Annotated in this window: 25 protein-coding genes; 20 read left to right on the plus strand and 5 right to left on the minus strand. The window is 71.1% G+C overall.

Translation table 11 applies throughout. The annotated features are described in order from the left end of the window. Positions 1-63: 63 nt before the first annotated feature. Entirely contained in the window at positions 64-654 is a 591-nt protein-coding gene (locus tag ACTMSW_RS08620) for a hypothetical protein (RefSeq protein WP_441179985.1), read from the minus strand. Between the two features lie 276 nt (positions 655-930). Here ACTMSW_RS08620 and ACTMSW_RS08625 point away from each other — a divergent pair, with 276 nt between their 5' ends. From ACTMSW_RS08625 to ACTMSW_RS08645, 5 genes are read left to right on the plus strand one after another with little or no spacing between them, the layout of a single operon-like run. Then, positions 931-1446 (plus strand): sigma-70 family RNA polymerase sigma factor, encoded by a 516-nt coding sequence (locus ACTMSW_RS08625; protein ID WP_441179986.1) that lies wholly within the window; start codon positions 931-933, stop codon positions 1444-1446. Beyond that, on the plus strand, positions 1430-2521 hold the full coding sequence (locus tag ACTMSW_RS08630; protein ID WP_441179987.1) for a hypothetical protein: 1092 nt from the start codon (positions 1430-1432) through the stop codon (positions 2519-2521). Before ACTMSW_RS08625 ends, ACTMSW_RS08630 begins: the two co-directional genes overlap by 17 nt. After that, on the plus strand, positions 2518-3324 hold the full coding sequence (locus tag ACTMSW_RS08635; protein WP_441179988.1) for an ABC transporter ATP-binding protein: 807 nt from the start codon (positions 2518-2520) through the stop codon (positions 3322-3324). The genes ACTMSW_RS08630 and ACTMSW_RS08635 overlap by 4 nt, the downstream gene beginning before the upstream one ends. Before the next feature lie 23 nt (positions 3325-3347). After that, positions 3348-3509: a hypothetical protein gene (locus ACTMSW_RS08640; protein ID WP_441179989.1), complete on the plus strand. Its 162-nt coding sequence runs from the start codon at positions 3348-3350 to the stop codon at positions 3507-3509. Then, positions 3506-4354: an ABC transporter permease gene (locus ACTMSW_RS08645; protein ID WP_441179990.1), complete on the plus strand. Its 849-nt coding sequence runs from the start codon at positions 3506-3508 to the stop codon at positions 4352-4354. Before ACTMSW_RS08640 ends, ACTMSW_RS08645 begins: the two co-directional genes overlap by 4 nt. A 78-nt stretch (positions 4355-4432) precedes the next feature. On the opposite strand, the gene ACTMSW_RS08650 is transcribed toward ACTMSW_RS08645, so the two are convergent. Beyond that, positions 4433-5341: a hypothetical protein gene (locus ACTMSW_RS08650; RefSeq protein ID WP_441179991.1), complete on the minus strand. Its 909-nt coding sequence runs from the start codon at positions 5339-5341 to the stop codon at positions 4433-4435. A gap of 229 nt (positions 5342-5570) precedes the next feature. On the opposite strand from ACTMSW_RS08650, the gene ACTMSW_RS08655 reads away from it, so the two are divergent. From ACTMSW_RS08655 to ACTMSW_RS08670, 4 genes are all read left to right on the plus strand, one after another. After that, positions 5571-5813 carry a hypothetical protein gene (locus tag ACTMSW_RS08655; protein WP_441179992.1) on the plus strand — a complete coding sequence of 81 codons (243 nt, stop codon included), beginning with the start codon at positions 5571-5573 and terminating at the stop codon, positions 5811-5813. A 35-nt stretch (positions 5814-5848) separates the two neighbouring features. Beyond that, positions 5849-6280: a phage holin family protein gene (locus ACTMSW_RS08660; protein ID WP_441179993.1), complete on the plus strand. Its 432-nt coding sequence runs from the start codon at positions 5849-5851 to the stop codon at positions 6278-6280. After that, positions 6277-6762 carry a DUF3618 domain-containing protein gene (locus ACTMSW_RS08665; RefSeq protein WP_441179994.1) on the plus strand — a complete coding sequence of 162 codons (486 nt, stop codon included), beginning with the start codon at positions 6277-6279 and terminating at the stop codon, positions 6760-6762. Before ACTMSW_RS08660 ends, ACTMSW_RS08665 begins: the two co-directional genes overlap by 4 nt. Positions 6763-6974: 212 nt before the next feature. Beyond that, a complete protein-coding gene (locus tag ACTMSW_RS08670) occupies positions 6975-7667 on the plus strand; it encodes an MIP/aquaporin family protein (RefSeq protein WP_441179995.1) in 693 nt (230 codons plus the stop codon). Here ACTMSW_RS08670 and ACTMSW_RS08675 read toward each other — a convergent pair. Continuing rightward, complete coding sequence (locus ACTMSW_RS08675) at positions 7650-8060, minus strand: hypothetical protein (protein ID WP_441179996.1); 411 nt, start codon at positions 8058-8060, stop codon at positions 7650-7652. The two genes, ACTMSW_RS08670 and ACTMSW_RS08675, sit on opposite strands and share 18 nt — an antisense overlap. 321 nt (positions 8061-8381) lie before the next feature. Here ACTMSW_RS08675 and ACTMSW_RS08680 point away from each other — a divergent pair, with 321 nt between their 5' ends. The 11 genes from ACTMSW_RS08680 to ACTMSW_RS08730 all read left to right on the plus strand — a co-directional run bounded on the left by ACTMSW_RS08680 (position 8382) and on the right by ACTMSW_RS08730 (position 25215). Continuing rightward, complete coding sequence (locus tag ACTMSW_RS08680) at positions 8382-11054, plus strand: LuxR C-terminal-related transcriptional regulator (RefSeq protein ID WP_441179997.1); 2673 nt, start codon at positions 8382-8384, stop codon at positions 11052-11054. Positions 11055-11363: 309 nt separating this feature from the next. Then, on the plus strand, positions 11364-11852 hold the full coding sequence (locus tag ACTMSW_RS08685; protein WP_441180195.1) for a PASTA domain-containing protein: 489 nt from the start codon (positions 11364-11366) through the stop codon (positions 11850-11852). A gap of 289 nt (positions 11853-12141) precedes the next feature. Then, positions 12142-12501, plus strand: coding sequence for a hypothetical protein (locus ACTMSW_RS08690; RefSeq protein WP_441179998.1), 360 nt, complete (start codon positions 12142-12144; stop codon positions 12499-12501). Positions 12502-12579: 78 nt separating this feature from the next. Beyond that, positions 12580-13116: a hypothetical protein gene (locus tag ACTMSW_RS08695; RefSeq protein ID WP_441179999.1), complete on the plus strand. Its 537-nt coding sequence runs from the start codon at positions 12580-12582 to the stop codon at positions 13114-13116. Next, positions 13085-13708 (plus strand): hypothetical protein, encoded by a 624-nt coding sequence (locus ACTMSW_RS08700; protein WP_441180000.1) that lies wholly within the window; start codon positions 13085-13087, stop codon positions 13706-13708. Before ACTMSW_RS08695 ends, ACTMSW_RS08700 begins: the two co-directional genes overlap by 32 nt. Next, positions 13705-14703, plus strand: a complete 999-nt coding sequence (locus ACTMSW_RS08705) for a tetratricopeptide repeat protein (RefSeq protein WP_441180001.1) — start codon at positions 13705-13707, stop codon at positions 14701-14703. Before ACTMSW_RS08700 ends, ACTMSW_RS08705 begins: the two co-directional genes overlap by 4 nt. Before the next feature lie 119 nt (positions 14704-14822). Then, a complete protein-coding gene (locus ACTMSW_RS08710; RefSeq protein ID WP_441180002.1) occupies positions 14823-17999 on the plus strand; it encodes an ATP-binding protein in 3177 nt (1058 codons plus the stop codon). Positions 18000-18099: 100 nt separating this feature from the next. Next, entirely contained in the window at positions 18100-19146 is a 1047-nt protein-coding gene (locus ACTMSW_RS08715) for a hypothetical protein (RefSeq protein ID WP_441180003.1), read from the plus strand. Between the two features lie 253 nt (positions 19147-19399). Continuing rightward, positions 19400-20278 (plus strand): cupredoxin domain-containing protein, encoded by an 879-nt coding sequence (locus ACTMSW_RS08720; protein WP_441180004.1) that lies wholly within the window; start codon positions 19400-19402, stop codon positions 20276-20278. A 275-nt stretch (positions 20279-20553) separates the two neighbouring features. Then, on the plus strand, positions 20554-23850 hold the full coding sequence (locus tag ACTMSW_RS08725; protein ID WP_441180005.1) for a BTAD domain-containing putative transcriptional regulator: 3297 nt from the start codon (positions 20554-20556) through the stop codon (positions 23848-23850). A 183-nt stretch (positions 23851-24033) separates the two neighbouring features. After that, complete coding sequence (locus tag ACTMSW_RS08730; protein ID WP_441180006.1) at positions 24034-25215, plus strand: PucR family transcriptional regulator; 1182 nt, start codon at positions 24034-24036, stop codon at positions 25213-25215. 103 nt (positions 25216-25318) lie between these two features. On the opposite strand, the gene ACTMSW_RS08735 is transcribed toward ACTMSW_RS08730, so the two are convergent. Together ACTMSW_RS08735 and ACTMSW_RS08740 are read right to left on the minus strand one after the other, a co-directional pair. Continuing rightward, positions 25319-25999 carry a hypothetical protein gene (locus ACTMSW_RS08735; protein WP_441180007.1) on the minus strand — a complete coding sequence of 227 codons (681 nt, stop codon included), beginning with the start codon at positions 25997-25999 and terminating at the stop codon, positions 25319-25321. After that, complete coding sequence (locus ACTMSW_RS08740; RefSeq protein WP_441180008.1) at positions 25996-26520, minus strand: hypothetical protein; 525 nt, start codon at positions 26518-26520, stop codon at positions 25996-25998. Before ACTMSW_RS08740 ends, ACTMSW_RS08735 begins: the two co-directional genes overlap by 4 nt. Positions 26521-26523: the final 3 nt, after the last annotated feature.

Here is a 26523-nt window from a genome sequence, read left to right on the forward strand (position 1 = left end):
CGGTCCCGGTCGGCCTCGGCGTCCGCCGCGCCGGTCGGGGTGCTGTCGCCGCCGGCGGTCCGGTCAGTCCGGCAGCAGGCGGCGCAGGACGCCCTTGGCGGTGGCGACGGTGCGGTAGGACTGGACCAGGTACGAGCCGAGCACGATGTTCGCGCCGGCCAGCGCGGGCACGGCGTACTGGGTCAGCCGCTGCCGCCGCTGCCACCGGGCGATCTCGTCCGGGGTCTTCGGAGTCGGCAGGGTGGCGTCCTTGACCTCGAGCTGTTCACCGCGCCGCTGGGCCTCCTCGGCCAGTTGGCCGATGCGGTTGCCGCAGTAGGCGGCGTACGCGGTGGCTGCCGCCCCGAGCACCGCCGTGCCGGCCTTCAGCGCACCCACCGAGGCGAAGCCCTTCTGCAACGCGATCCGCCGCCCGCCGACGCGGGTGAGCTGGAACCCGGCGAGCAGGGTCGCGCCGATGCCCACCCACTGCACCGGACTGAACCGGGCCCACGCGGACTCAGCGACTCGGATCCGGTCGATGCCCTGGGTCAGGTCGCTGCCGGACTTGTTCACCCCCGCCACACCCATGACGGTGCCTCCGAACCACAACGCCGACCCGACGTCGTGGACCGCCTGGGCGACGGCATGGTTGTCGGTCGCGGTCATCTGCATGATCGGCTCCTCCGGATCGTCGTACGCGTACTCGGTCGATAACCCACCGTAGGATCCCGAAACCGTCTTTCATGCCTTTTCGGTCGGATGGGCGTCGCGCTTCGACGCCAGATGTCACATGCCGGCCGTCGGCGGTGCTGTCAGTATGTGGACGAGAAAGTGGAGCTGCTGCCAGGTCACGGTGGAAGCGCGGCGGCCGCGGTCCGGCCGGCGTTCCTGGCCCGTGGCGGTCGTGGCTGGGCGGTCCGGCGAGCCGAACGGAAGGACGGCGTAGCCGTGTCGACTCCCGGACGAGGGGCCGTACGCGCCGACCTCGAACAGGTCTTCCGCTCCACCTATCCCCGGGTCGTCGCGGTGGCCGCCCGCGTCCTCGGATCGCGGGACGAGGCCGAGGACGTCGCCCAGGAGGTGTACCTGACGTTCGGGCGCTCCTCCGTCCCGGCCGGGGAGGCGATCGGCTGGTTGTCGGTCGCCGCCGCCCACACCGCGCTGAACCACCTGCGATCCGGCCGCCGCCGCGCCGCTCGTGAGGAGGCCGCCGACAACGGTGGCGCCGTACTGCCGGATGTCGCCGACACGGTCGTGACGCTCGACGAGCGCCGACGCGTGCGGGCGGCGCTGGCGCGGCTACCCCGTAAGCAGGCCGTAGCGCTCGTCCTGCGACACAGCGGCCTCAGCTACGCCGAGGTTGCTGCCGCTCTCGACCTCTCCCCCGGCAGCGTGGGCACCACCGTGCGGCGCGCCGAGTCCGCCCTTCGCGAGGAGTTGATTCGTCATGCGTCATCCCAGTGACGGCACGCTGCGCCGGCTGGTGGACGAGCCGGCCGGCGTCCCCGATGCCGAGCGCCGGCACGTCGCCGACTGTCCGGTGTGCCGCTCCGAGCTGGCCGCGGCCGGTGAGGACGCGGCGCTGACCGGCGCCGCGCTGGACGTCAAACTCGACCTCGACGTCGAGGCCGGGTGGTCCCGGCTGTCGCACACGGTCGCCGCGGACGGGCGCCACGGGCGGCCCACGACCGCGACCGCCCCCGCCCGCCGGTGGCGGGCAGCGCTGCGCAGCCCGGTGGTCGCCGGCCTCGCCGTCGTGGCCCTCCTGGCGGGAGCCGGGGCCGCCGCCGCCGCGAACTGGCTACCGATCTTCCGGACCGAGCAGGTCGCCCCGGTCACGTTCACCCAGGCGGACCTGGTCGCACTGCCCGACCTCTCGGCCTACGGCGAGGTCGAGATCACCGAGGAGGTGGACGTCCGCGCGGTCTCCGACGCCGCCGCCGCCGAGAAGGCCACCGGACTTCCCGCGCCACGGGTGGGTACGCTGCCGCGTGGCGTGACGGGACAACCGGCGTTCCGGGTCGGCGACCGGGTGAGCGCGGTGTTCACCTTCTCGGCCGACAAGGCGGCGCGGACCGCCGCGGGCGTCGGCGAGACCCTGCCGACGCCGCCGCCGGGCCTCGACGGCAGCCGGTTCCGGTTGACCGCCGGTCCGGGTGTCGCCGCGGTGTGGTCGGAGGCCCGGGGCGTACCGGCCCTGGTCGTGGCCCGCGCGGTCGCCCCCACCGCCTACTCCGAGGGCGTCCCGTTCGACACGGCCGCCGCATACCTGCTGTCCCTGCCCGGCCTGCCCGAGCCCGTCGCGTCGCAGCTGCGCGCCTTCTCCGGTGCCGGAACGACGCTCCCCCTGCCGGTGAACGCCCGGTACCTGACCAGCGCGACCGCCGACGTCGACGGCATGCCGGCCACGGTGCTCACCTCCCGCGACGGCCTGCTGGCGGGCGTGGTCTGGGTCGACGACGGCGTCGTCACCGCGGTGGCCGGCTCACTGAGCGCCGACGAGGTGCTGTCGGTGGCACGCGGGCTGGACGGACGGTGACCGCGGGTACCGGCGCCCGATCGAGCGCCTCCCTCGACGGGGCCGAGCGCCTGCTCGCCGAGCTTCCTCCCGCCGCGGCGGCCTGGTGCTCCGGTCTCCGCAAGCGCTACCGGCGGCAGACGGCGGTCGACGGCGTGTCCTTCACCGTCGGGCGCGGCGAGGTGCTGGGTCTGCTCGGCCCGAACGGTGCCGGCAAGACCACCGTCATCAAGATCCTGCTCGGTCTCGTCCGGCCCGACGCCGGGGAGGTGCTGCTGCTCGGGCGGCCGGCGCGGGACCCGCAGGCCCGGGCCCGCGTCGGCTACCTACCGGAGCTCTTCCGCTACCAGCCCTGGCTCAGCGCCGCCGAGGTGCTGAACCTGCACGTGCGGCTCGCCGGCATCGCCGTGTCGGATGCGGAACGTCGTGAGTGCCTGGCCCTCGTCGGCCTGGCCGACCGCGCCGACGACCGGGTGGGTGGCTTCTCCAAGGGCATGCAGCAGCGTCTCGGTCTGGCCGTCGCGCTGGTGGCGCGCCCGGAGCTCGTCATCCTCGACGAGCCGACCAGCGCGCTGGACCCGATCGGCCGGGCCGACGTCCGGGACCTGCTGCTCTCCCTCAAGACGCGCGGGGTCGCCGTCCTGCTCAACTCCCACCTCATCGGGGAGGTGGAGCGGGTGTGCGACCGCGTGGTGATCCTCGACAAGGGCCGGGTCGCCGCCTCCGGCACGCTGCCGGAGCTGCTCGGCCAGCGCGAGCTGCGCCTGCGGCTCGACGGGTGGACGCGCCCGCCGAAGCCCGGCTGGCCGCTGCCGGCCGGTTGACCCGCAGCGGTGACCTTTTCACCGTGGCGCTGTCCACCGACCCGGACACCACCACCGTGCCGGACCTGGTGGCCGATCTCGTCGGCCTGGGCGTACGCGTTCACGCGGTTGAGCCGACCCGGATCAGCCTCGAGGAGCGCCTGCTCGACATCCTCCGGACCGGTCCGACCGAGGAGCACCGATGATCGTCCGTACCGTGCTGACCGTCGCCGCCCTCACGCTGCAGGAAGCCGCACGACGACGGGTGCTGCGCTCGCTGGTCGTGATGACCGTCGTCCTGCTCGCGCTCAGCGCCTGGGGGTTCGCCCGCCTCGACGCGGAGTTCGGCGGTCTCACCACCGGCGAGGCCAGGGCGGTCGGTTCGACCGTGCTGAACCTGGTGATGTTCGGTCTGAGCCTGATCGCCGCGCTCGGCACCGCGTTCCTCGCCGGCCCCACGGTGGCCGGTGAGATGGAGTCGGGGACCGCCCTGGCGGTCCTGGCGCGTCCGGTCCGCCGGGCGGCGGTGCTGGTGGGCAAGTGGCTGGGCCTCGTGGCCTTCGGCAGCGGCTTCGTCGCCGTAGCGGGGCTGGCCCAGTTGCTCATCGTCCGGATCACCGTCGACTACTGGCCGCCGCACCCGGTCACCGGTCTGGCGCTGCTCGCGGCACAGACGACGGTGCTGCTCACCCTCGGCATGCTGCTGTCCACCGCGATCTCGCCGATGGCGTCGGGCATCGTGGCCGTCGGACTCTTCGGTGCCACCTGGATCGCCGGTGTGGTCGGCTCGGTCGGCGAGGCCCTCGACAACGAAGGGGTGGCCCGGGTCGGCACCGTCTCCCGGATGCTGTTGCCGACCGACGGCCTCTGGCGCGGGGCCATGAACGCGTTCCAGGATCCGTCGCTGCTTCTGCAGGTCGGCTCGGGCATCGAGGAGTCGCCGTTTCTGAGCATGGCCTCGCCCAGCGCCGCGTACCTGGGCTGGACCGGTCTCTGGATCGCCCTCGTCCTCGCGCTTGCCGGGTTGTCCTTCCAGGCCCGCGACCTGTGACCGGCCGGGTCACCTGACAGTGCCGGTGTCCGGCCGGCTCACCCGGCGGGTGGTCGACTCGACGTCCCGGACGTCGGGTCAGCGCCGGGCGCCGCCCGGTCGGCCTCGGCCGGGTCCCGAGGTCCGGTGACCGATGCGCGGCGCCCGTACCACCGAGGCGTTGGCCGACCCGGGGCGGAAGTTCCGCGCCGCGTCGGCGACCATCTCGTCGGGATCGCGTCCGAGCGCCTGGCGGATGTGCGGCGGGACCACCTCCGACGTCGCCATCGCCATCCGAACCTGCACCGAGCGGTCGTCGACCAGGCGTCGCAGATCGGCCTCGTCCAGCTCGAGGGCGAGCACCAACGCGACGCGGACGTCCACCACGGGATCCTGGGCAAGTGCGCTGCGCTGGGCGGTGGTGGTTCGCGGGTTGCGGGCCAGCCCCTTGCGTACCCGTGCGGTGCGATCGGCCATCAGGGCGGTGATCACGTCGGGGTCGTGCGTGTGGGTGGCGAGTCGTTCCCGTACCTCCGGTGAGACGTCGTCGACCAGCCGCGCGGCCACCTCGGGCTCCAGGTCGCGGGTCTCCGCAAGGAGACCGCGAAGCTCCTTGTCGGGAGCCTCCGCCATCACCCGGCGAATCGACTCGTCGCAGGCCGGGTTGCCGGCAACCGCCCAGCGGACCCACCGGTCGGCGTCTTTCACCAGCCGCAGGAGATTGGCGACCGAGGTCGAAGGGTTCCTCGCCACGGCCTCCCGGACGTCCCGGTCATGGTCCCGGGTCAGTGGTCGCAGCGCCTGCGCGGGCGCGTCGGTGCGGGTCGCGACCGCCTTGCGGACCACGGGCGACGGGTCAGCCGCCAGGTCGATGAGGGTCATCTGTGACGTTGCGGGGTCCTGCGCGACGGCCAGCCGCGCATCGACGCCGCCCTCCGTCGCGCCGTCCGCGGCGACACCTGACCCACTGTGACGGTCGGGCCCGCCCACGTCCTGCTGTTTCCCCATGGTCGTCATCATGTCACGGGCCAACCTGAGGACCGCGAGCCCTGAGCAGGCGGAGATCCGGTCTGACCGACCAGCCCGCGCGGCGGCGCTGTCTGACGAGCCGGCAACAGAGCCTTCTCGGGCCTGCAAGGGAACTCGCACTCATCACGTGCGCCGATTAAGCCCCGCAGGTGGGTGACCGAGCCCGACAATCAGAACAGGCAATGACGTTGGCGTGGGAAAGGCAGTCATGACACGCAAGAAGAGCTCGATCTCTCCGCAGGCGCTCATTCTTGCCTTCGCGGCCGGGGCATTGGCCGGATCGGCGGGGGCCTTGACGCTGCGGCGGCGACAACAGGCGGAGGAGGCCGGCTTACTGGGCGGCGATCCCACCAGGCGGCCGGCCGAGACGCCCGTACCGCCGACGAGCGGAGGCTCCGACGGCCCGCCGCAGGGCTCGATGCGCCGCATGCCCTCGGCGCAGCACGGCTGACCTGGTCCATCCCGGCTCGAGAGCTGAGGGCACTCATGGAAGAACCTCCAAGCCGCACGTCGGGTGCCGCGTCTGCTGACACGCCGGTCGCGGAGTTGGTGCAGCGCGCGACCGAGCAGATCACCAGGCTGGTGCGCGACGAGTTGGCGATGGTACGGGCGGAAATGACCGCGAAGGGCAAGCACGTCGGCGTCGGCGCCGGGTTACTCGGAGGCGGGGCCGCGCTCGGCTTCTACGCCGGTGGCACCGCCGTCGCCACGATCGTGCTGGCCTTGGCCGCGGTCATGCCAGACGCGCTGGCCGCGCTGATCGTCACCCTGATCCTGGCCGCCGCTGCCGCCGTCGCGGCGCTACGCGGCAAGAAGCAGGTCGCCGAAGCCATGCCCGCCACCCCGACGGCGACCAGGGACAGCGTGCGCGCGGACGCCGAGACGATCCGCGGCGCAGCGAGCCGGAGGAAGCCATGAGCCTGCCAGCGGCAAGCAACGACCCGGAACAGACCCGACGCGACATTGAACACACCCGCGCGGAACTGGGCGAGACCGTCGCCGCGCTCGCCGCCAAGACCGACCTCAAGACCCACGCACGCGCCAAGGCCACCACCGCCGCCGGTCAGCTTCGACACCGCCTCACCCAGGCCAGCGAATCAGCGAAGACCACGGCGACCCACCTGACCCGCACGGCGAGCCAAAAAGTCTCCCCCCGCGGAGAGGCCGTCAAACAGAAAGCCCGACAAGCCCTCGCCGCGGTACGGGGCTCAGCGCAAGCTGGCACCCAGACCACCGGTAAGGCCACGTCAGCCCTGGTGACCTCCACCCAGACCTCGGCGACCAGAGTCGGCAGCTTCATGCGTGCGAGATCGGCACCGGCCCTGGCCGCAGCAGGCACCGCAGCCACCCTCGCGATCGTGGCCTACCGACGCCACCGATCGCGATATCGCGGCCGATGACGCTGGCGCGTCGGTGTCACCAGCGCAACTCGGCCGGCGCTCCGATCGTGCCCGGGCAATCCCGCTCCGCTGGCACTGCCACGTAGCCGGTGGCAGACCGAGGTGACTGCTGCGGCGGCCAACCCGGTTCGTCGCGGACGTATTCGTCAGCCGTCGCCATGGTGTTTCACAAGCTGCCCACCCGCCGGGACTGCCGTGCCTAGGCTGACGGCATGGACGATGCCCGCCGCTTCAGCGCCGAGTTCCTGGGTACGCTGCTGCTGGTCTTCATCGGTGTGGGCAGCGCCATCGCCGCCAGGGTGGAAGGCGGAGTGGTCGTCGTCGCGCTGGCCTTCGGCTTCGTTATCCTGGCGCTGGTCTACACCATTGGTCCACTGTCGGGCAGCCACGTCAATCCGGCGGTCACCCTCGGGGTACTGCTGTCGCGGAAGATATCGGTCTTCGGTGCCGTGGCGTACTGGATCGCCCAGCTTGCGGGCGCGACCGTCGCGGGCTTTCTGCTGTTCGGACTCACCCGCTGGGGTGGCGTGGCAGATCAGACGGAGACGCTGGGCACCAACAGATACGGCCAGCACATCGACCTCGGTGGCGCCATGCTGTTGGAGACCCTGCTGACGTTCCTGTTCGTGCTGGTGGTGCTCGTGGTGACCAGTCGCGCTGAGCACGCCGCCGTCGCCGGCCTTCCCATTGGTATCGCCCTGGCGGCAGTACACCTGGTAGGCGTCGCTCTCGACGGCACGTCGGTCAACCCGGCACGATCACTCGGGCCGGCCGTGTTCGAGGGCGGCGAGGCGCTGCGGCAGCTATGGGTGTTCATCGTCTTTCCCATGCTCGGCGCGGCGCTGGCGGCTGTGGCCGCACCGATCATCCTTGGGCACCGAACGCCGCTACATCGCCCATCCTGACAACTGGCGCGCACAAGCGGACACATAGGCCGGGAACCAGCAGAACCGGGCGGCCTCGGTCTTCCACCGAGGATGAGCGGCGTTGAGGCACAGCAGACCCCGCTTCGCCCACGCCGTCGACACCGACGCCGGACCCAGTCCCAGCTCGCAGCCCCGCGACCACGACACGCGCACCTCGACCGGTTGCTCGATCGCCGACCCCACGACGGTACGCATGTACTCCTGGTGCGCCCGAAGCCCTGCCACGATCCCAGCGGACTGCTGCGTCGGCACCCCGTCCTGAGCACGCAACCGGAACGGGGTGCCCTCGACCGGCCGGATAGGGGCGTCGAAGCGCAGCGACGCCCAACCGACCGCTGCCGCGACCAACAAGACGGTGAGCAGGACCGCCACCACGATCACCCAGCGACGGCTCAGCCGTGATCGGAGACGGCGCGACGCGGGCCGCGAAGGCCGAGCGCTGAGGGCCACCTCGACATCGTCGCAGCGGGACCACCCGACGTGCCATCGATGGAAGCCCCTCAGGATCACGTCAATGCCGATGTTGCGACCGTTACCTGCTGTGGGCTTGTTTCCCAGGGTAGTGGCGTGAGCAGGACCGCTGGGGCAGTGAAGATCGCGAAGCGTCACTGGGGGTGTTGGGGCAGGATATATATGAATAGACCAACCCGAGGGTACGGATGTCAGCCGTAGGGTGCGCACAGGAGGTATGAGGTGTCCCTGGCGTCCGGTCCCACCTGGCCGTTGACGGGTCGAGATGCCGAGGTGGCAGAGATCGCCGCGTTGATGACCCATCCCACGCCGCACACCGTCCTGATCGTCGGCCCCGCGGGTGTCGGCAAGACCCGGCTGGCGCGTGAGGTACTGAGCAGGCTCCAGATTCCGCACGAGCAGGTTCTGGTGGCGGTGGCCACGGCCAGTGCCGTGCGTATCCCGTTCGGAGCGCTGGCGCACCTGCTTCCTGCGGAGCTGCCGACGGCTGAGGGTAGGCACAATCTGTTGCGCGTGCTCGCCGACGGCCTGCTCACCACGGGTCGTGGTGGAGACAGGGTGCTTCTCGTCGACGACGTGCATCTGCTCGATGGCAATTCCGCTGCCCTGCTGCTGCATCTGGCCGTTCGCGCCACTGCTCGAATCGTCCTGACGGCGCGGTCGGGCGTCGAACTTCCGGACGCCGTCGCGGCGCTGACCCGCGGCGACTACGCCAGCCGCATCAACCTCAGCCCGTTGACCCGGGAGGCGGTTCGTTCGTTGTTGGAGACGGCGCTGGGCCGACCGGTGCAGACGGCCACCGTCCGCTGGCTCTGGCAGCACAGCGGCGGCAACGTCCTCTGGCTCCAACAGCTCGTCGAAGCGGGTCTGGCGTCGGGCACCCTGGTCGTCATCGACGACATATGGCGATGGCAGGGGCCGTTGCAGATCAGCGCACCGTTGGCCGATCTCGTACGGCATCGGATCGGACAACTGTCACCGGCGGCGCAACGAGCGGCTGAGTTACTGGCCCACGGCGAGCCACTCGGGCTGGCGATCCTCGAGAAACTGGTCGATCCGATCGCGCTGGACGATCTCGAGAGCCGGGACCTGGTCCGGTGGGACGTCGACGACCAGCGCGTGCACGTGCGACTGGCGCATCCCATCTATGCAGAGGTGTTGCGCCAGCAGACGTCCCCGCGCGTCCGGCGGCAGCACTGCCGGGACCTGGCCACCGCCGTCGAGGCGACCGGCATGCGTCGCCGCGAGGACATCCTGCGAGTCAGCAGCTGGCGTCTCGACTCCGGTGATCTCAAGGATCCCGACTTCCTGCTCGCGGCTGCGGGGCGGGCTCTCTCGGCCATCGACTTCACCCTGGCGGCACGGCTGGCCCGCGCCGCCTGTGACAGCGGGGGCGGGGCACCCGCGCGACGCGTCCTGGCAGCCACGCTGGGGTACAGCGGCCGCACCGCCGAGTCGGAGCGGCTCCTCAGCGTCGTGCCCCAGGCCGGCGTTTCCAGTTTGGACGAGTTGCGCTCGGTGCAACTGCGGGCGCTCAACATGTTCATGGGGCTGGACCGGCCCACCGACGCGTTGGATCTGCTGGCCCGCACCGAGCAGGCCACGACCGAGCCGGTGGTACGCGCGGAGTTGGCCGCCGTGCAAGCGATCCTCCACGCGATCCAGGGCGACTGGTCCGCCTACGCCCAGGCGACCTCCCGCGCCGGCCAGCCGAGCACGCCGAGCCCGCACACGACCGCCATGGTGCTGTACGCCGACTGCGTGCAGCGGTTCCACCACGGCCAGCCCGACGCCGCACTGCGGCTCAGCGAGCAGGCCCTGGCAGTGCTGCCCGATGACGACGACCTGGGTTGGTTGCGGCCGGGGCTGCTGTCCTGGCAGTGCACCACCCGGGCGTTCGCCGGGCGCCTGGCCGAGGCGGAGGTCCAGGCGAGGGCCGGGTACGAGCAGGCGCAGCGCTCGGGTTGGCTGGCGGACCAGTTGTCCTGGCTGCTCTTCCTCGCCCGGGCGACCGCGCGACAGGGACGACTGCGGTCGGCACGTCGGTGTTTCCGGGAGGCGATCGACCTCACCCGGGACGGCAGCCCGTGGGGACCTCCCGCGATGCTGCTGGGCGAGTGGGCAACGGTCGAGGCACTGCTCGGCGACGTCACCCGGGCGCAGACGCTGCTCGACCAGGCGCACCTGGCGCGGGTGGAGGGGTACCGGATCTTCCACATGCTGGCGTTCCAGATGGCCCAGCCGTGGATCCTGGCCGCCGAGGGTCGGATCGCCGAAGCCGTCACCTGCGCGGTGCGCGCGGCGGACGACGCTCGACAGCAGCAGGCGCGGCTGTGGGAGGTGGATCTGCTGCACGTGCCGGTACGACTCGGTCAACCGGCGACGGTCCTCGACCGACTCGCCGAACTCAGGACGGCAAGTGACGCCCCCCATGTCGCGCTCTACGCCGACCACGCGGCCGCACTGATGGCCCACGACGGCGCGGCCCTCGACCGTGTCTGCACGGACTTCGAGGCCATCGGCATGACACTGCACGCCGCCGAAGCCGCCGCGCACGCGGCCGAGGCATGGCGGCACCTCGGCCGGACAGCACGCGCCCACCGGGCCGCGGACCGCTGCCGGCAACTCGCGCAGCGATGCCAAGGTGCCGTCACACCTGCCGTCCTTGCCTGTCGTACCCCGACTCTGACCGCCCGCGAGCGTGACATCGCCCGCCTGGCCGCCGCCGGCCACAGCAGCCAACAGATCGCGCAGCGCCTCGGTGTCGCGGTCCGCACCGTCGACAACCACCTGCACCGCGTGTACCGCAAGCTCGACATCCGCGGCCGCAGCGAGCTGCCGGCTGCCCTCGCCATCCCCGAAGACCCCGCCCCGGACGGCGACGCACTCCGGTGATCTCCCGGCTCGACGCCGTCGACCATGCCGCAGGGCGCGCCGGCGAGTCGGAGTGCAGCGGTGCCCCGTCGGCGGAGATTCACCCGCCCGCACCTCCCCCGCACTGAGTAACGCGCTACTCACGACATCCCGTGCCGGCCGCCGGTACCTTCGCGGAACAGGTGACCTCCGAGGTGACCCGTCCCGGCGTTGCCGCGCGGGCAGCTCCGCGCTGTCGACCGAGCCGTCCCTGCCGCGTCGACGCACTGAGCAGAGGAATCGATGGTGGAGCTCATGGAAGTAGCAGGAACGCGGCGACGGGTCACGACGATGTGCCTCGGACTGCTCCTCACGGCCGTGACCGGCTGCGCTGCGGAGCCGGAGCCGTTGATCGCCGCCCCCGACGTCACCGCCTCGGCCGAGGCCACGCCCACACCCTCGCCGACCGGTACACCCGGCACCTCGGCAGGAACATCTCCCACGGCCGCGCCATCCCCGGCGAGCAGCCCCTCGCGGACCCGGTCGAAGCCCTCGCCCACCAGGAGCAAATCGCCGTCGCCGTCGCCGGATCTGGTCGAGGTGCCCAACATCGTCGGCATGGCCCAGCCGTACGCCGTCGACATCCTCCGAGACGCCGACTTCCGCGTTCGGGTCGAAGAAGGCTCCATGGTGGCCCTGGGTAGTGAGGCCGGCCTGGTGGAGCAACAGCGACCAACGGCGGGCACCGCACGCGTACGCGGAACCACCGTCACGATCGTCGTCACCGTGACCGCAGGCGACGAACCCGTCTCTACCGCCCCTCCTGGTGGAGGTGGCTGAGACACCCACCAGCCGGTCGCGTAGCCGCCACTGACAGAGCCGGCCGGCGCTTCGAACGAGCGCAGGCACATCACCAGCTACAGAGGAGTGGATCCGTGGTTTACCCCGCCGGCGCGTGGCACGACAGCGCGACCGCGACGCCGTGCCGTACCGATGGTGCGGCACGGACGCACGACGCCTCGGCCCGGATCAGCAGGTCGAACAGCGGCGTGTTCGGAGGACAGGACCATGCCGCCGGCACGTCGCGACGACGCTCAGCCCTGTCCACGCACGGCAGGTTCCGCCGGACATGATGGCGAGGCTTCGAGAGCTGGCAGGGCTGTGGCGAGTCCTGCTGCCGGCAGCAGTCGTCGCACTGGTGTGGTACTCCCAGTGGTATCCGGACCACGTCGAGCAGCGATCGCCGAGCACCAGGTTCACCGGCGCCGGCTTCGAACCGGCGGAGGTCACGCCCAGCGGCCCCTCGGTGGTGGTCATCCGCAACACGTCGGACCGGGTCTGTGCCCTACGGGGCGGAGATCCCCTCAACATCTCCCAAAACATCGACCGGGGTGGCCTGGTCGAGATCGGCATCGCCGCACGCGGCCGGTACACCTTCTCCTGCGCCGATCGGCCTGACGCGGTCTTCACCGTCAACGCCGGCCAATGAGGGTGATCTGACACTCTCGCCGCCGACGCCCCAGCTTGCAGGTCCATCGAGATACACCGGTAACTGTCTGGAGGAGCGATGCCCGAACCCACGAACAGCGCCAACGCCCCCGCTTCGCCCGCTCCGACACCACCCGCCTCGGGCACTCCGCACTCGAACGCGGACTTCGTCGCCGCCCTGCAGAAGGCGGTGAACAACATGGGCCAGTCGGTGCCCCCGAAGGAGGGCACCCTGGCGGCCGGCAAGCAGACCGTCGAACACCTCCAGGCGCGCCAGGAGATGGCGAAACACCTTGTCGTCAAGGACATAAGTCCCCAGAAACTGGCCGAACTCTCTCCGCGCGAACTGCAGCTCGTTCCTGCCCAACAGATGGCGCACCTCACGCCCCAACACATCCAGGCCCTCAGCCACAGCCAACTCGGGGCTCTGACGGCGGACCAGCACACGGCGATGGGTGCCGACCTGAGCTCGTTCGCCCAGCACGATCGGATCGTCAAATCCACCAAGCCCCTCGAGAAGAACCTGGTCACGGACATGGCGGAAGGGGTGATCGCCGGCGGGGTGGGGGGGACTTGGCAAGGGCGTGCTCGAAGCCGCTGCCGGTCAGACCAGTAAGGACATCTCACTGGCGATCGCGCAGAAGATCGTCGGCGCCGAGGTCACCGGAACCGGCGCCGGCATCGGCGCGATGGTCAAGGGAGCGGTCTTCGAGGGCAAGGCCATGGCCGAGGTGACAGTGGAGGCCGGTAAGGGCGTCGTCCAGAAGCAGATCCCCCACCAGGCCGACGCCATCATGAAACACGTCGCGACCTCCGCGGCGAAAGGCGCCAAGGACGGTGCCCTCAAACCGGTCAAGGAGGCCGTCAAGGAGAAGGTGTCCGACCAGCTCGGGCCCTTCAAGGACGTGCCCGGGCAGGTGAAGCAGGAGATCAAGGAGGCGGTCAAGACCGAGTTCGGAAGCAGCAAGGCAGAGGCCACGACGGGCAAGACCGAGACACCCGCCACCGGTGTCACGCTGGATCCCGGCGCGCAACCTTCGTCCGGGGTGGCGCTCGACCCCCACCAACAGGTTCCCACCGCCCATGGGTCCCCGGCCGCCGGGCACAGCAGCCAGGATGCCAACAAAGGGCAGAAGACCGGAAAGGACGGCCTGGTGCACGTCGACCACGGCGGCGCGGCCCATCAGACCCCGGATCTGGGACGGTGACCACCACCGCGAGCGCCGTGGCCCGCGGGCGCGTCGCCTTTCGTGACGGCCGGCTCGCCGACGCGGAGGAAGCATTCAACGAGGCGCTCGCCGACGGCGAGGACGTGCCCCAGGCGGTGTACGGGCTCGCCGCCGTGAAACTGGCCCAGGAGGATCGACCGGCGGCGGAGGATCTGTTCCGCAAGGCGTACGCCCTCGGTGGTGACGTCGAGAACGCGGCCTACTACCTGGGCAGGATGAGCTTCGAGCGGGGCGAGATGAGCGCGGCTCGGGCGTGGTACTCGCTGGCGTTGGAGGGTAAACCCGACCATGCCGGCGCGGCTGACGGCATGGCGGAGGTGACCGAAGCCGAAGCCGTCGCCGCAGGTCGCGTCGACGGCGAGTACGGTAGAAGCGCTCTCGGCGCCTACGAGGCTCTCCAAGCATCCACGGACCCGCTTGTCCGGGCTCCCCTGACCCTGCTCGAGAACCTCGTCCGGACCGCGTCGCCACCCCGGATCTCCGCCTACATCGGGCAGCTCGCCGCAGCACTCTGGTGGGCCGTCCTCAGCGGGTACGTCCTCGTACAGGGTTACTACACGCTGTCCTGGCAACAGGATTTCAGCCGTCGTCCACTCGCGCCTTCGTGGTTGCTGGTGCTCTGCTGTTTCGCCGTGGGCGCCTCCGTCGTCGCGGTCCAGGCAGCCATCATTCTCACCACTCGCTACACCTTGGCGAAGGGCCGGATCCAGACCCGACGTGGCATCGTCATTCGCCACGACCACAACCTCGAACTGTATCGGGTCACGAACATCACGATCCGGCGGTCGCTACTGCAACGCATCACCAACGACGGGACGTTCGTGTTCGCCGCCTTCGAGGCCGGACACCCCATTCCGAGCGTCAAGCTCGTCGGCTTCGCCAGCCTCACCGAGATGCGGGAACTCCACCCCCGTCTTCTGAACCTCGTCTTCACCCTTCGCGGTAGCAACGCCGTGCGGGGCATCATCCAGTAGCCGTCGGCGCCATCAGCGGTTGACACCAGGAGGTCGCTCGTGGCTCATCCTGCGGGAGACGAGAACAACTTCCCGTATCAGCATCCAACGGCTGACCGTCCCGTGCCGCGGAGGCGGTGATGTCTGCGCACCGCGGGCACGGCGCCCCACTGACCGCTCGAATCGACGACCTGCAGCGGCCGGGGCCGGCCGATGCCGCGACGTGGACGGGTCCGGGTACGGTCGCTCGTTCGGTCGCGCTGTTGCGGGTGACCCGGGTCGGCAGTCGCCGCAAGGCGAAGGAGCAGACCCTCGACCAGTCGTCGGACCCGGCCGCGGACCGGCGGGGACTCTTCGAGCTGCTGGTCGGCCTGCAGAGCCGTCGGATGCCCGTCGCACTGGCGATCGGCAGCGACGGGCGGGATCTGTCGGTACAGGTCGGCTCCTGGTCCACCCGACCGCAGCTCGACGTCAACGATCAGCGATCCCGGGGCAACGTGGTGGCCGGGTTGCTGCGGGCCAGTTACCCGACCGTCGTGCACGAGACCGGGCCGGGGCTGCTCTCCGGATTGACCCGGGGCGGGTACGTGCTGGGCACCCCGGCGGCGTCAGACGTCGCACCGGCCGGCAAGACGGGCACGCCGCCACGGCGCACCCGGCCGGACGACCACCTGTCGCCGCTGGATCGCCTGAGCGTGGGCATGGCGGGTCACCGCTGGCTCGCGCTCGTCCTGGCCCAACCGGCGGCCGACGAGCAGCGGATCAACGCCCGCAACGACACGCTGGCCGAGCAGCGCAGCGTTGCGGAGATCGTCGCCAACGACGACGCCGTACGACCGCTCGCGGAGCACTACACCGACCTGCTGTCCGCGCACCTCGGTGCGCTGGCCGGTGCCGCGTCCACCGGCGTGTGGCGCGTGGGTGTCTACCTGCTGGGCACCCCGGAGTCGTATCCGCTGTTGACGGCGTTGTGGCAGGGACACTTCAGCGGCCAGGACAACGAGCCCCACAGCGTCACCGTCTTCGAGGACCCGCAGGCGGTCCAGGCCGCGTACCGGTGGTCCCTGCCCGACGCTCTCGGCCGCGCGGGCCCTTCCGCTCTGCACCGACCGTGGGCGGCGCAGAGCCTGTTGTCCAGTGTGGAGCTCGCCCGGTACGTCAGTCTCCCGACGCAGGAGGCCCCCGGCTTCGCCATCGACACCGTGGCCGACTTCGACAGCGTGCTCACCCGGCCGACCGGGCCGGCGTTGTCGATCGGCGCGGTCCTGCACCGTGGGCTGCCGGGCAACGACGAGTACCGGGTCGCGGTGTCCCAACTCACCCGGCACTGCTTCGTCGCCGGCGTCACCGGCGCCGGCAAGACCAACACCGTGTTCCAACTGCTCCGGCAGATTCACACGGCCGGCATCCCGTTCCTGGTTCTGGAGCCGGCCAAGACCGAGTACCGGGCGCTGTTGGGCGACCCGACGTTCCGCGGTGACCTGCGGGTCTACACACCGGGCATCGAGTCGGTCGCGCCGCTGCGCTTCAACCCGTTCGAGCTGGGCCCGGGCACCAACGTCAGCGCGCACATCGACCTGATGCGCTCGGTGTTCACGTCGAGCTTCGCCATGTGGGCCCCGCTGCCGCAGGTCTTCGAGCGCTGCCTCGTCGAGGTCTACGCCGATCGCGGCTGGGACCTGGGCTCCGGGCGCAACGTACGGGACGGCGGCGACCCGGACAGCGTCCCGGCGCCGACGCTGGGCGACCTCGCGTCGAAGGTCACCGAGGTGGTGCCCACGCTGGGCTACAAGCCGGAGAGCCGCGACGAGATCCAGGCCGCGCTCCTGACCCGGATCAACAGCCTGCGCTCCGGCGCGCGGGGGCGGATGTTGGACGTGCAGCGCTCCACGCCGCTGACCGACCTGCTGGCCGGACCGACCGTGCTGGAGCTGGAAGGACTCGGCGACGACGACGACAAGGCGTTCGTGATGGGCAGCCTGCTCGTCCACCTCTACGAACACCGCCGCCAGCAGGCGCTCACCGACGACGTGCGGCACCTCATCGTGGTGGAGGAGGCACACCGACTGCTCACCGCCGCCCCGCCGCAGACCGATGCCTACACCGCCAACCCCAAGGGCAAGTTCGTCGAGGCGTTCAGTCAGATGCTGTCGGAGATGCGGGCGTACGGACAGGGATTCCTCATCGCCGACCAGGTTCCGGTGCGGTTGGCGCCCGACGTGGTGAAGAACACCGAACTGAAGATCATCCACCGCCTGGTGGCCCGGGACGACCGGGAGGCGGTGGCCGGGGCGATGGCGATGACCAAGGCCCAGGCGACCGCGCTGACGACGCTCGACCGCGGCGACGCAGCCGTGTTCAGCGCCGGCGATGACGCTCCGGTGCTGGTCCACGTGCCGAAGCGTAAGGGGCAGGGTGACCTGCCCATGCCGGGCGGGCAGCAGGTGGCCTCGCACATGAACGGCGTGCGCCGACGGCTGGACGTGCGGGAACCGCTGCCGACGGGCGCCTGTGGGGCCTCGTGCGCCGCGCACCCGGAGGGCTGCGCCTGGGCCCGGCGGGCGCTGCTCGACCCCCACGTCCTGGCGGCGTGCCGCACAACGGTCTACACCACGCTGGAGGCACCGGCCGTGGTCATGACGGTGTGGCAGGACGTGGTCGCGGCGGTGCGACCGACGTTTCCGTCGCACCTGTCGGTGCCCGACAGCATGCAGAGCCTGGCTCGCCACGCGGCCGACTGGTTCATCGGCCGGGACGGCCGTACCGCGGGCTGGACCTACGCGGTGACCGGCACGCTCACCGCCGCCCTCGGTGACGTGCTGGCCGCCGTCGCGGTGGGTGACGAACGGTCCGCGAGCAACGGGGAACCGATCATCGAGGAGCTCACCGCGCGGATGCTGACCCGGGACGGTGACCCGCTGCCGTCCTGCACGACCGTCTGTGGTGCCGCACCGGGGCCGTGCCGGTTCCGCCACCCGGTGCGCGCGGTCCTCGACCCGGACACCCAGCACTACTGGCCGGCCAAACTCGACGACTCGACGGCGGAATCGGCGTTCCGCCTCGCCCAGGACATGGCCGACACGTTGATAGACGCGTACGCGGGCACCGCCGATCGACTCGCCACCGAGCGGTTGTCTGCGGCGCACCGACGCGCGACGTTCTGCTACGCCCAGCATGCGATGCACGGTTCCGGGCAGCGCCCGGCGTTCATCCGGGCGAACCTGCTTCGGCTGCGGGCCGCGGAGGACCGGATCCAGCCGTCATCGCCCGACGAGGTGGACGGACCCGGCCACCATGAAGCGGCGGCGAACCCGTGACGGCATCGGTGATCCGGCGCGGACCCGAACGACCACCAGTTCATAGCCCGGACGGGGCGGGCCACAGCCGTGGTGAGCCAACCGAGGAAGGGACGATCCGATGACTCCGAAACCACGCCATGATCCGCTTGGTATCCCCCTGAACATCCCCCGGGACCGCGACGTGCTGGTCGACCGGAAGAACCACCCGGTCACCACCGGCGGGCCCGCGCCCACCAAGGCCGAATCGGATCTGTTCCTGGTCTCAGGCTCCAACCACCGGCTGGAACCGGTGAAGGACGGCAGGGGTCATACCCTCCGCTTCGACGAGAAGGATGCCAACGGCAACACCCTCAGGCGCGGATACCAAGGGGTCGCGACCGTGCAGGGAGCCGACCCGCACAACCGCACGCAGCCCAGCGGGGTCCCGCTCGACCTCCGCAACAGTCAGCTCAGCGGTTCGGTGACCGGTATGCCGGTCAGCATCTACGACGCTCAGCAGCGGCCCATGCAAACGGTGCCCCACAGCAGCACATTCATGGTGCACGGCGGGGAACTCCTCGGCGGTCCTGCCCAACCGGGTGGCACTCCGCAGCACTACCAGGTCCGCGACGACGGCCGGCTCACGGCCGCCACGGGCACCGACGGGAACGGGAAGCTGCAGAAGGTCACCACCGCGACCGACGGCACCGTCAACGGACGGCTCCTGGAGCCCAACACGGTCCCACCCACCGGCTTCGGTACCCAGTCGGACGGCAGTCGCAAGCCGGGCGGGGAGAGGACGAACGCCACCCCACCGGCGCGTCCCGAGGAAGGGTCGCAGGCCACATCCCGCGCCGAGCACGCGCGGGGACTCGGCCCCCGCCCACCCCACAACGCCAACGACCCAACCAGCACCCGCCCGACCGAGAAGCAGCAAGCCCGAGCAGCCTCCCACCCTGCAGAGCGACTACAAACGCCGTCCGAGACTCGCCCCTCCCCCCGTCCCGGAGAAGGAACGCAGGCCACACCCCGCAGCCAGTACGAGCAGGGACTCGGCCCCCGCCCACCCCACAACGCCAACGACCCAACCAGCACCCGCGTGACCGAGAAGCAGCAAGCCCGAGCAGCCTCCCACCCAGCAGAGCGACTACAAACGCACTCACCATCTGACGGTCGCCGCCACTGAGCCGCGTCGCCGCCGCAAGTAAGGCGGGTCGGTGGCGACTTGTCAGGCGGTCCACGTCATGAGGTAGCCCCGTCACGATGCTCACGGACCGCCACGTCATGGGGCGTGGCGTCGTGAGTAGTGCGCTACTCACGACGGAGCAGCCCAGCCCCTCGTACCGTCGAACATCGGTTCTGGCACCCGTGCGACACGGGCGCGGGGACCCGACGCGGTCAGCTCGACGGACAACGGTCAGGGAACGGCGGGTCACGAGATGAGTCACAGTCCATACGAGCCGGACGAGGACGTCGCTCCCGTCGCCAGCCGGCGGGCGGGGAACGACCGCCACGGGGAGGCCTGGGAGTACCGTGGCGAGTCGAGCGGTGTGGGCGGGCCGGGGCACGGGCCGGTGCCGCTGCTGGAGGGTCGCCGGGTCACCGTCCATGGTGTCGCCCGGCACGTGCAGCAACGGCCCTCCGGCATGCCCAGCGATCCCACCCAGATCCTGACCTTCCGCGTCGATGTCGCCGGTGCCGGCGGTGAGATCCGGCAGTCCGTGTCGGTGGAGATGCGGGGATACGACGTTCGTGGCCGGCTCTCCGACGGCGAACAGGTGACCGTGGTCGGGGTGGTGCGGGGAGGAACGGTGCAGGCCCGCTCGATCACCAACGCCACCACACGCTCCCGGGTGAGCACACCGGGTCGACCGCTGTGGCAGAAGATCGCCCTCGGCTTCGCCGTCGCGTGGGTCGTGGGCATCTTCCTCCTCGTCGGGACGGGCATCGCCGGGTTCTTCTCCGTCGGTAAGGGCATCGTCGACAACTTCGGCTCACCGCTTGCCGGGGCGCCCGTCCCGGAGGGACCACCGCCGTCCCCGACCCGACACACCGTGGAGATCGGTGCCGGGAACTTCGACGTCGAGTTCTCCCCCGGCAGTCTCCAGATCGCCCGGGGCGACACGGTGGTGTGGACCAACACCAGAGGCAAGGCGTGCACCTTCCGGTTGGTGCAGGGCAGGCTGCCCGCGACGGTCAAGGCGCCCGGCATCGTCAAGCCGCGCGGGTCGCTGAGCATGACGTTCACCGAGCCCGGAACGGTGGCTCTGGAATGCAAGGGCGAATTCGGTCCACCCCTGTTGGTCTACATCGCCTAGCTGCGAGGGTCGTACGCCGTGGGGGTGGTCGGTGACGGCGCCACCGGTGTCACCCATCGCCGTTGGGCCGGGCGGTCGGCGGACCGGCAGCGCGCCGCGGACGGCCGATCTCGGGCGGACCCGAGACACCAGCGGCGCTGACTTGTGTCGACCTTGCCGCGCACCGTTGGGACAGCCTCAACGCGCGGTCAGGGACTTGGTCGAGATCGGCATGGCCGGGGCATACTGTCTTGCGTGCGTGGCGCGACCCTCCGGGACCTCGCCGGTGGCCGGTGGTGACGACCCGGCTGGAGATCCTCGGCTCGCTGCGGCTCGTGCGTAGCCGGGAGACAGTGGCTGTCGGTGGTGCGCGTCAGCGGGCCGTGCTGGGCTATCTGGCCCTGCACAGCGCAGGTCCGGTCTCCGCCGAACGGCTCATCGAGACGGTCTGGCCGGACACCGCTCCCGCACGAGCGCGACACTCGCTGCACCAACGCGTCCATGAGTTGCGCCGACGTCTCACCGGCGCCTCCGCCCTCGAGGACGGCACCTGCGGGATCGACGTGTGCTGGGAGCCGGCAACCGGCGGCTACCGGCTGATCATCGCGCCCGACCTCCTCGACGCCTGCCAGTTCCGGGAGCTGGTGTCCCTGGCCCGGGGTCAAGCCGGTCGCGGCGCCGTCGAGCAGGCGGTGACCACCATGCGGCGGGCCACCGAACTGTGGCGCGGACCGGTCCTGGACGGCGTTCCCGCGCTGCGCGACCTGCCGAACGCCGTGCGGTTGGAGGCCGAGCGGCGGTCCGCCGAGGAGCTTCGGTGGGAGTGGCAACTGCGGCTCGGACGGCACCGGGAGGTGGTGGCCGAGATCGAGGTGGCGGCCGCCGCGGATCCGCTGCGCGAGCGAACGGCCGGCCTGCTGCTGCTGGCCCTGCGCGCCTGCGGTCGAGATGCGGAGGCGCTCACGTACTACGCCCGCCTGCGCGCGAACGTTCGGCGTGAGCTCGGCGCCGAGCCGGGCGAGTGGGTCCGCGCCATCCACCAGTCGATACTGGAAAACAAGACACTGCCGGGCCACGTGGGTACGTCACCAGCGCTCACGCCGCTGTGGATTCAGCGGACACGGGACTTCGTCGGCCGGCACGGTGAGCTCGCCCTGCTCCAGCAGGTCGCTGGGCGGGTGTTCCAGTCGCGGGTCGCGCATCTGGTGACGGTCTTCGGTGAACCGGGCATCGGCAAGTCCCGCCTGGTGGGCGAGCTGCTCACCACGCCCGCGCTCGAGGGAGTGACCGTCTGGACGGCGCGGTGTCGTCCCGAGCCCTCCGCCGGCGCGTTCTCGCCGCTGACGGAGATGCTGGCCGCCCAGGCCGGTGTGCGGGTCACCGACAGCACCGAACGGGCTGTCGGAGCGGTCGGCCGACATCTCGGGCCGGGGTTGCCCGGCACCTCGAGGATGCTGGCCGCGGCGCTGGGTATCAGCGGCCAGCACGACGGCGTGGACACGATCGACGCGAGCCACGCCTGGGAACAGGTGCTTCGGGCGCGCACCCAGCAGCCCCTGGCCCTGGTCGTGGAGGACATCCAGTGGGCGCTGCCCGCCTTCCTCGACTTCCTGGCGAATGTGATCTTCACCCTGGGTGATCGGCCGTTGCTGGTGGTGTGCACGAGCAGACTGGACCTGATCACCACCCGTCCGACCTGGACCGCCGGCGGCACCGACGGCACCGCGCTGGCGCTGGCTCCTCTGGACCTGGACGCCTGCCGCGAGCTGGTCAGTCGGCTGCTGCCCGCCGCCCCGGAGCAGACGGTGTCCGACATCGCGAAGCGGGCCGGCGGGAACCCGCTCTTCTGCGAGCAACTGGTCCGCTCGACAGGTGCCCACCATGCCGGCGCCGATGGCGCCCTCGCGGAACCCACGCCGATGCCCACCCGGCTCGAGGCCGTCATCCGCGACCGATGGGCCACCCTGCCACCGGCCGACGTCACGGTCCTCCGGGCGGCGGCGATCATCGGTGACACGGCGTGGACGAGCGCGATCCAGGCGGTGGCAGACGCGATCGGGGCCGCCGACCAACCGCCGCCCGAGGTCACCGCGGCGACCCGGAGGCTGTGCCGCCTCGGTTTCCTGCGCCGCGCCGCGGACTCGCGAATCGACGACGAGGCGGAGTTCACCTTCACGCACGGCGCGCTGCGTACCGTCGGCTACCAGGAGATCGATGGTTCCTGCAAGGCGCTGGGGCACCGCCGGGCGGCCGAGTGGTGGGAGGCACTGCCCAACCGAGGTGCCACCACGATCGACGCCGTCGCGCACCACTACGAGCAGGCCATAGTCGCACCGGGCGGGCGGATGGACGACCCGTTCCGCGCTCGCGCGCTTGCGGCGATCCGGGCCGCCGGCTCCTTCGCTCTGGCCCGCGGTGACTATTCCACCGCCGTCGGTCGGCTCCGGACCGCACTCTCCCTCGCCACGGAGGATGACCTGGTCCGCGCCCACGTGCTGTTGAATCTGGGCGAGGCGCTGTACCACCAGTGCGTGGGCGGAATCGACGAGCTACGACAGGCCTGCGACCTGCTGCTCCGCCACGGTGGCCCGGAAGAGGTGGCGAAGGCGGACCTGGTGCTCGGCTGGATTGCGTGGGCGTGTGGCGATGGGCAGGCGGCCACGGCGGGGATACGCCGTGCGGTCCGGAGCGCGATGTCGAGCGCGCCGTCACCGGCGGCCGTCCGGGTGCTCTCCGTCGGGGCGGCCCTGCTGGCTCTCGCCGGAGACCAGGAGGCGGCCGGCCGGGCGGCGGACCGCGCGGCGCTTCTGCACGATCCACAGGTCGACCCGCAGCCCAGTGTGCTCAACAACCGGGCCGTCGTCCGAATGCACGGCGGCGACCCGCACGCGATCGACGATCTACGGGCCGGCGAGGCGCTGGCGCAGCGACACGGGTTGCCGGTGCGATTTCCGTCGCGGGCCAACATCATCACCCACCACTGGGCCTTCGGTGACCTGACCGCCGCGTCGCGGTCCTTCGCCGAGGCCGCCGCCCTCCCCTCCCACCGGCTCACCGACACCGAGCGGACGTGGCTGCGCACTGTCGGCCTGGTCCACCGGTTCTGGTCCGGGGACCTGCACGATCGTGAGCCCGAGCTCGCCTCCTTCGTGCCGGGTGGCCACCAACTGGACTCCGACGTGCTGCGCGTGCGTGCCCTGTTGCACGCTCGGTACGGCCGACACCGGGAGGCACTGCGCGACGCGGAAGCCGCCGTCGACGTCGCGGAACGCAGTGGAGCCGTACTCAAGATCTTTTCCGCGCACTGCTGCCGCTGGTCGCTGGAGCCCCGACCCACCGTCGCCGTCGTACGAGAGCTGCTGCGTCTGCCGCGCCCCCGCATCCATCCCGCGGAGACCGGCGTCCTGCTCGCCAGCATCCTGGCCGCCGCAGGTGAGCCGCAGGCCCTGGCACGATTCGACTTCGCCCCGACCCTCTGGCTCCGCGCCGCTCAGGCCTTCGTGGACAACCAGCGCATCCGCGCACGCACCCACTACGTCGCGATCGGGTCGGTGCCGGACGCGCACGCGGCCACGGCGCCCGACCCCGATTGAAGAACGTGGGCCTGTCACTTCCCTCTCGTGGGTGCTTTCCTGCGGCAACGGAACAGGTCGCAGGCTGACGCGTCGCGGGCTCTATCTGCCGGCGAAGCCGACAAACCAGGATCGTGAGCGGAAGGTGAGCGGCTGGCGGGACGCTCCACGTACCTGTTGCGGCCTGATCCTCCGGGGGTTCCCATGCCTGTGACATCGCATATTGGCTGCACCGAGGTCGACACCGCTGCCCTGGCACGGCTCGCCGCCAGCAGCGGGGTGCTCCTGGATGCCGCCATGGCCGCGCTGACCGAGGTGGCTCCCGCCGTCTACGCCGGCCAAGGGCCGGATTGGAACCTCACCCGTGACGCGGTCGGCGAGACTTTCCACCGGATGCTCGCCTGGGCAGGTGGAGACGTCGAACCCGAGGACGACGCGATGCGCCTGCTCGTCGAGCCGGGCCGGCGAAAGGGGCGGCACCGACTCCCCCGCGCTCAGCTTCTCGAGTCGGTCGGTGCGCTGGAGAAGGCGATGTCGCACGTGCTGTGGGCTCGTACGGACGTGCGGGACGTTCCCACCCTGCGGGCGGTGGCCGGAGTGATGCGCGATCAGGGCCCACGTCTGGCGGACCTGCTCCTGTCCGGTTACGAGCAGGGCCTGGCCGAACACGGGCACCTCGCGGACCTGAAGACCGCGGTGTGTCGATCCTGGCTCGACGGCCGCTTATCTGTCGCCGGAGCGCAGGGCCTCGGGCTACCGACCACGACCCCGTGGCTGGTCCTGGTGCGGGAGCACGGTCACGGTGGGGCGCCGGCGGCCACGGCGATGCTGCACCGGGTCCTGCGGTCCGCTCGTCATGTTCTCGGCGTGCTCCACGGCGAATGCTTCGTGCTGGTGGCCCCGTACGACGGCGGCGATCCGGCGGGGGGCGGCCGTGACGTGCTCGCCACCCTGGGTCCCGACGATCCGGCCGGGGAGGCCGTCTGCGGCGTGGCCCTGGCCACGACGCCCGGTGGGGTGAGCGCGGCCTGGCAGGAGGCCACCGTGATCCGCGATCTCGCCGTCGCCGCCCGCGATCCCCGGGCCGTCGTGACCGCCGCGGACGTGGCGCTGGAACGGATGCTGGCGGGATCAGCGCAGCGGGTCGCGCTGACGTCGGTCCTGGACCGCCTGGGTCCGGAGCTGCGCCGCACCCTCGAAATGCTGTACCAGTCGAACATCGACAAACAGGCCACCGCCCGCACCCTGCACGTGCACCGCAACACCCTCGACTACCGGCTGCGCCAGATCGAGCGGCTGACCGGCGTGAGTCCGACCTCCGTGCGGGGTATCCAGCTGCTGGCCAGCGCGCTGACCCTGCACCGACTGGCCCCAGACAGCCAGTAGCCCCGCTGGAGACCCGCGATCGCCGCCGGCCACCGCCCTGCGAGATGTCCGTGCCGGCCCCACCTACCCGTGGCGGGCAGGTGGAGCCGGCACGTGGGCGGATCTACCGCCGGATCGGTTGCTCGTTGTGGACGTTGACGGTGTAGACGCCGAGCCCGTCGTAGGTGAACCGGGTGAAGACGTCGTGGATCAGGGTGCTGCCCGCGACGACGGTGAAGTCGAGCTGTGAGGTGAACGCGACCTTCTCGGCGTAGAAGCCGCTGGCCTTGTACAGGCTGACCTGGTTGCCACTGATCGTCTGCCGAGCTCCGAGGGTGGTCCCGGTCCAGTTGGCCGACACGCTGCCCATGTCGGTGAGCAGGATCGTGTCGAACTGCTCGATCCTCTGCGCGAGCAGGGCGAATTCGGGCTCGGAGCCGCACGCCTCGTACTTCTGGGCCCGGATGGTGCCGGCCAGCGACACGCTCGTGGGTCTGGTGCCCGGACCGGTGTAGCCGTAGCCGAATTCGCCGCCGGCGAGGGGACGGATGGTGCCCCGGCCGGTCATGGAGGCGGGGTACTGGATGCGCTCGCGGACCTGGACACCCATGCAGGTCTCCGGGTCCAGCACCTTGCGGGCCCAGCGGTGCGGGAGCACGGTGCAGGTGGTCGCGGTGCAGGTGGGGCTGTCCGCGGCCGCGGCGGCGTTCTGGGTGACGACCTGGGTGCCGGCCGCGACGACGGTCGCGGCCGCGAGCGCCGCGAGGGTACGGGCCGGCGTCCGCCGACGCTTGTCGCGGTTCACAGTGGTGCTCCGATGGTGGTGGACAGGGTGTAGACCCCGGTGAGGCCGAGGTCGACCGTGTGCGTGGTGTTGTGGCGGTAGGTCGACCCGGGCTGGTAGCGGGCGGTCGCCTTGACGGGGCAGCCCTCGGGGCTGCTGGAGCCGGTGCTCCGGCAGTAGACGGTCAGGGTGTTGCCGTCCACGACGTCGAGTGCCGCGTGCGGCACCCGCGCCAGCCAGCCGGGGGCGGTGGTTCCCTCGACCGTCAGCGTCATGGTGGTCCGGTGGTAACGGACGCTCTGCCACAGGACCTGAGCCAGATATGGCTGGCTGTCCGCCTGGGTGGTCAGCGATCCCGCGTTGCTGGACAGCTTGGAGATCGAGGACAGCGAGATCTCACCGGGCCCCCCGGTGATGGGAACGGTGACGGTGTCCCGGTCGGTGAGTTGGACCGTCGCGGCGGAGGCGGCCGAGGGCGTCAGGACCGCAGCGGTGATCGACACGGCGACGAGAGCCGCCGACGCGGATGGGCGATAGCGCATGGG

The organism is Micromonospora sp. BQ11 (genome assembly GCF_052068135.1).
Taxonomy (GTDB): Bacteria; Actinomycetota; Actinomycetes; order Mycobacteriales; family Micromonosporaceae; genus Micromonospora.

Bases quoted from the DNA above. Each gene is read 5' to 3' on its own strand.
- ACTMSW_RS08650 (WP_441179991.1), bottom strand. From the start codon at position 5,341: ATGGGGAAACAGCAGGACGTGGGCGGGCCCGACCGTCACAGTGGGTCA.
- ACTMSW_RS08645 (WP_441179990.1), top strand. From the start codon at position 3,506: ATGATCGTCCGTACCGTGCTGACCGTCGCCGCCCTCACGCTGCAGGAA.
- ACTMSW_RS08695 (WP_441179999.1), top strand. From the start codon at position 12,580: ATGCCCGAACCCACGAACAGCGCCAACGCCCCCGCTTCGCCCGCTCCG.
- ACTMSW_RS08715 (WP_441180003.1), top strand. From the start codon at position 18,100: ATGACTCCGAAACCACGCCATGATCCGCTTGGTATCCCCCTGAACATC.
- ACTMSW_RS08730 (WP_441180006.1), top strand. From the start codon at position 24,034: ATGCCTGTGACATCGCATATTGGCTGCACCGAGGTCGACACCGCTGCC.
- ACTMSW_RS08710 (WP_441180002.1), top strand. From the start codon at position 14,823: ATGTCTGCGCACCGCGGGCACGGCGCCCCACTGACCGCTCGAATCGAC.
- ACTMSW_RS08740 (WP_441180008.1), bottom strand. From the start codon at position 26,520: ATGCGCTATCGCCCATCCGCGTCGGCGGCTCTCGTCGCCGTGTCGATC.
- ACTMSW_RS08670 (WP_441179995.1), top strand. From the start codon at position 6,975: ATGGACGATGCCCGCCGCTTCAGCGCCGAGTTCCTGGGTACGCTGCTG.
- ACTMSW_RS08630 (WP_441179987.1), top strand. From the start codon at position 1,430: ATGCGTCATCCCAGTGACGGCACGCTGCGCCGGCTGGTGGACGAGCCG.
- ACTMSW_RS08660 (WP_441179993.1), top strand. From the start codon at position 5,849: ATGGAAGAACCTCCAAGCCGCACGTCGGGTGCCGCGTCTGCTGACACG.
- ACTMSW_RS08720 (WP_441180004.1), top strand. From the start codon at position 19,400: ATGAGTCACAGTCCATACGAGCCGGACGAGGACGTCGCTCCCGTCGCC.
- ACTMSW_RS08620 (WP_441179985.1), bottom strand. From the start codon at position 654: ATGCAGATGACCGCGACCGACAACCATGCCGTCGCCCAGGCGGTCCAC.
- ACTMSW_RS08690 (WP_441179998.1), top strand. From the start codon at position 12,142: ATGATGGCGAGGCTTCGAGAGCTGGCAGGGCTGTGGCGAGTCCTGCTG.
- ACTMSW_RS08655 (WP_441179992.1), top strand. From the start codon at position 5,571: ATGACACGCAAGAAGAGCTCGATCTCTCCGCAGGCGCTCATTCTTGCC.
- ACTMSW_RS08665 (WP_441179994.1), top strand. From the start codon at position 6,277: ATGAGCCTGCCAGCGGCAAGCAACGACCCGGAACAGACCCGACGCGAC.
- ACTMSW_RS08685 (WP_441180195.1), top strand. From the start codon at position 11,364: ATGTGCCTCGGACTGCTCCTCACGGCCGTGACCGGCTGCGCTGCGGAG.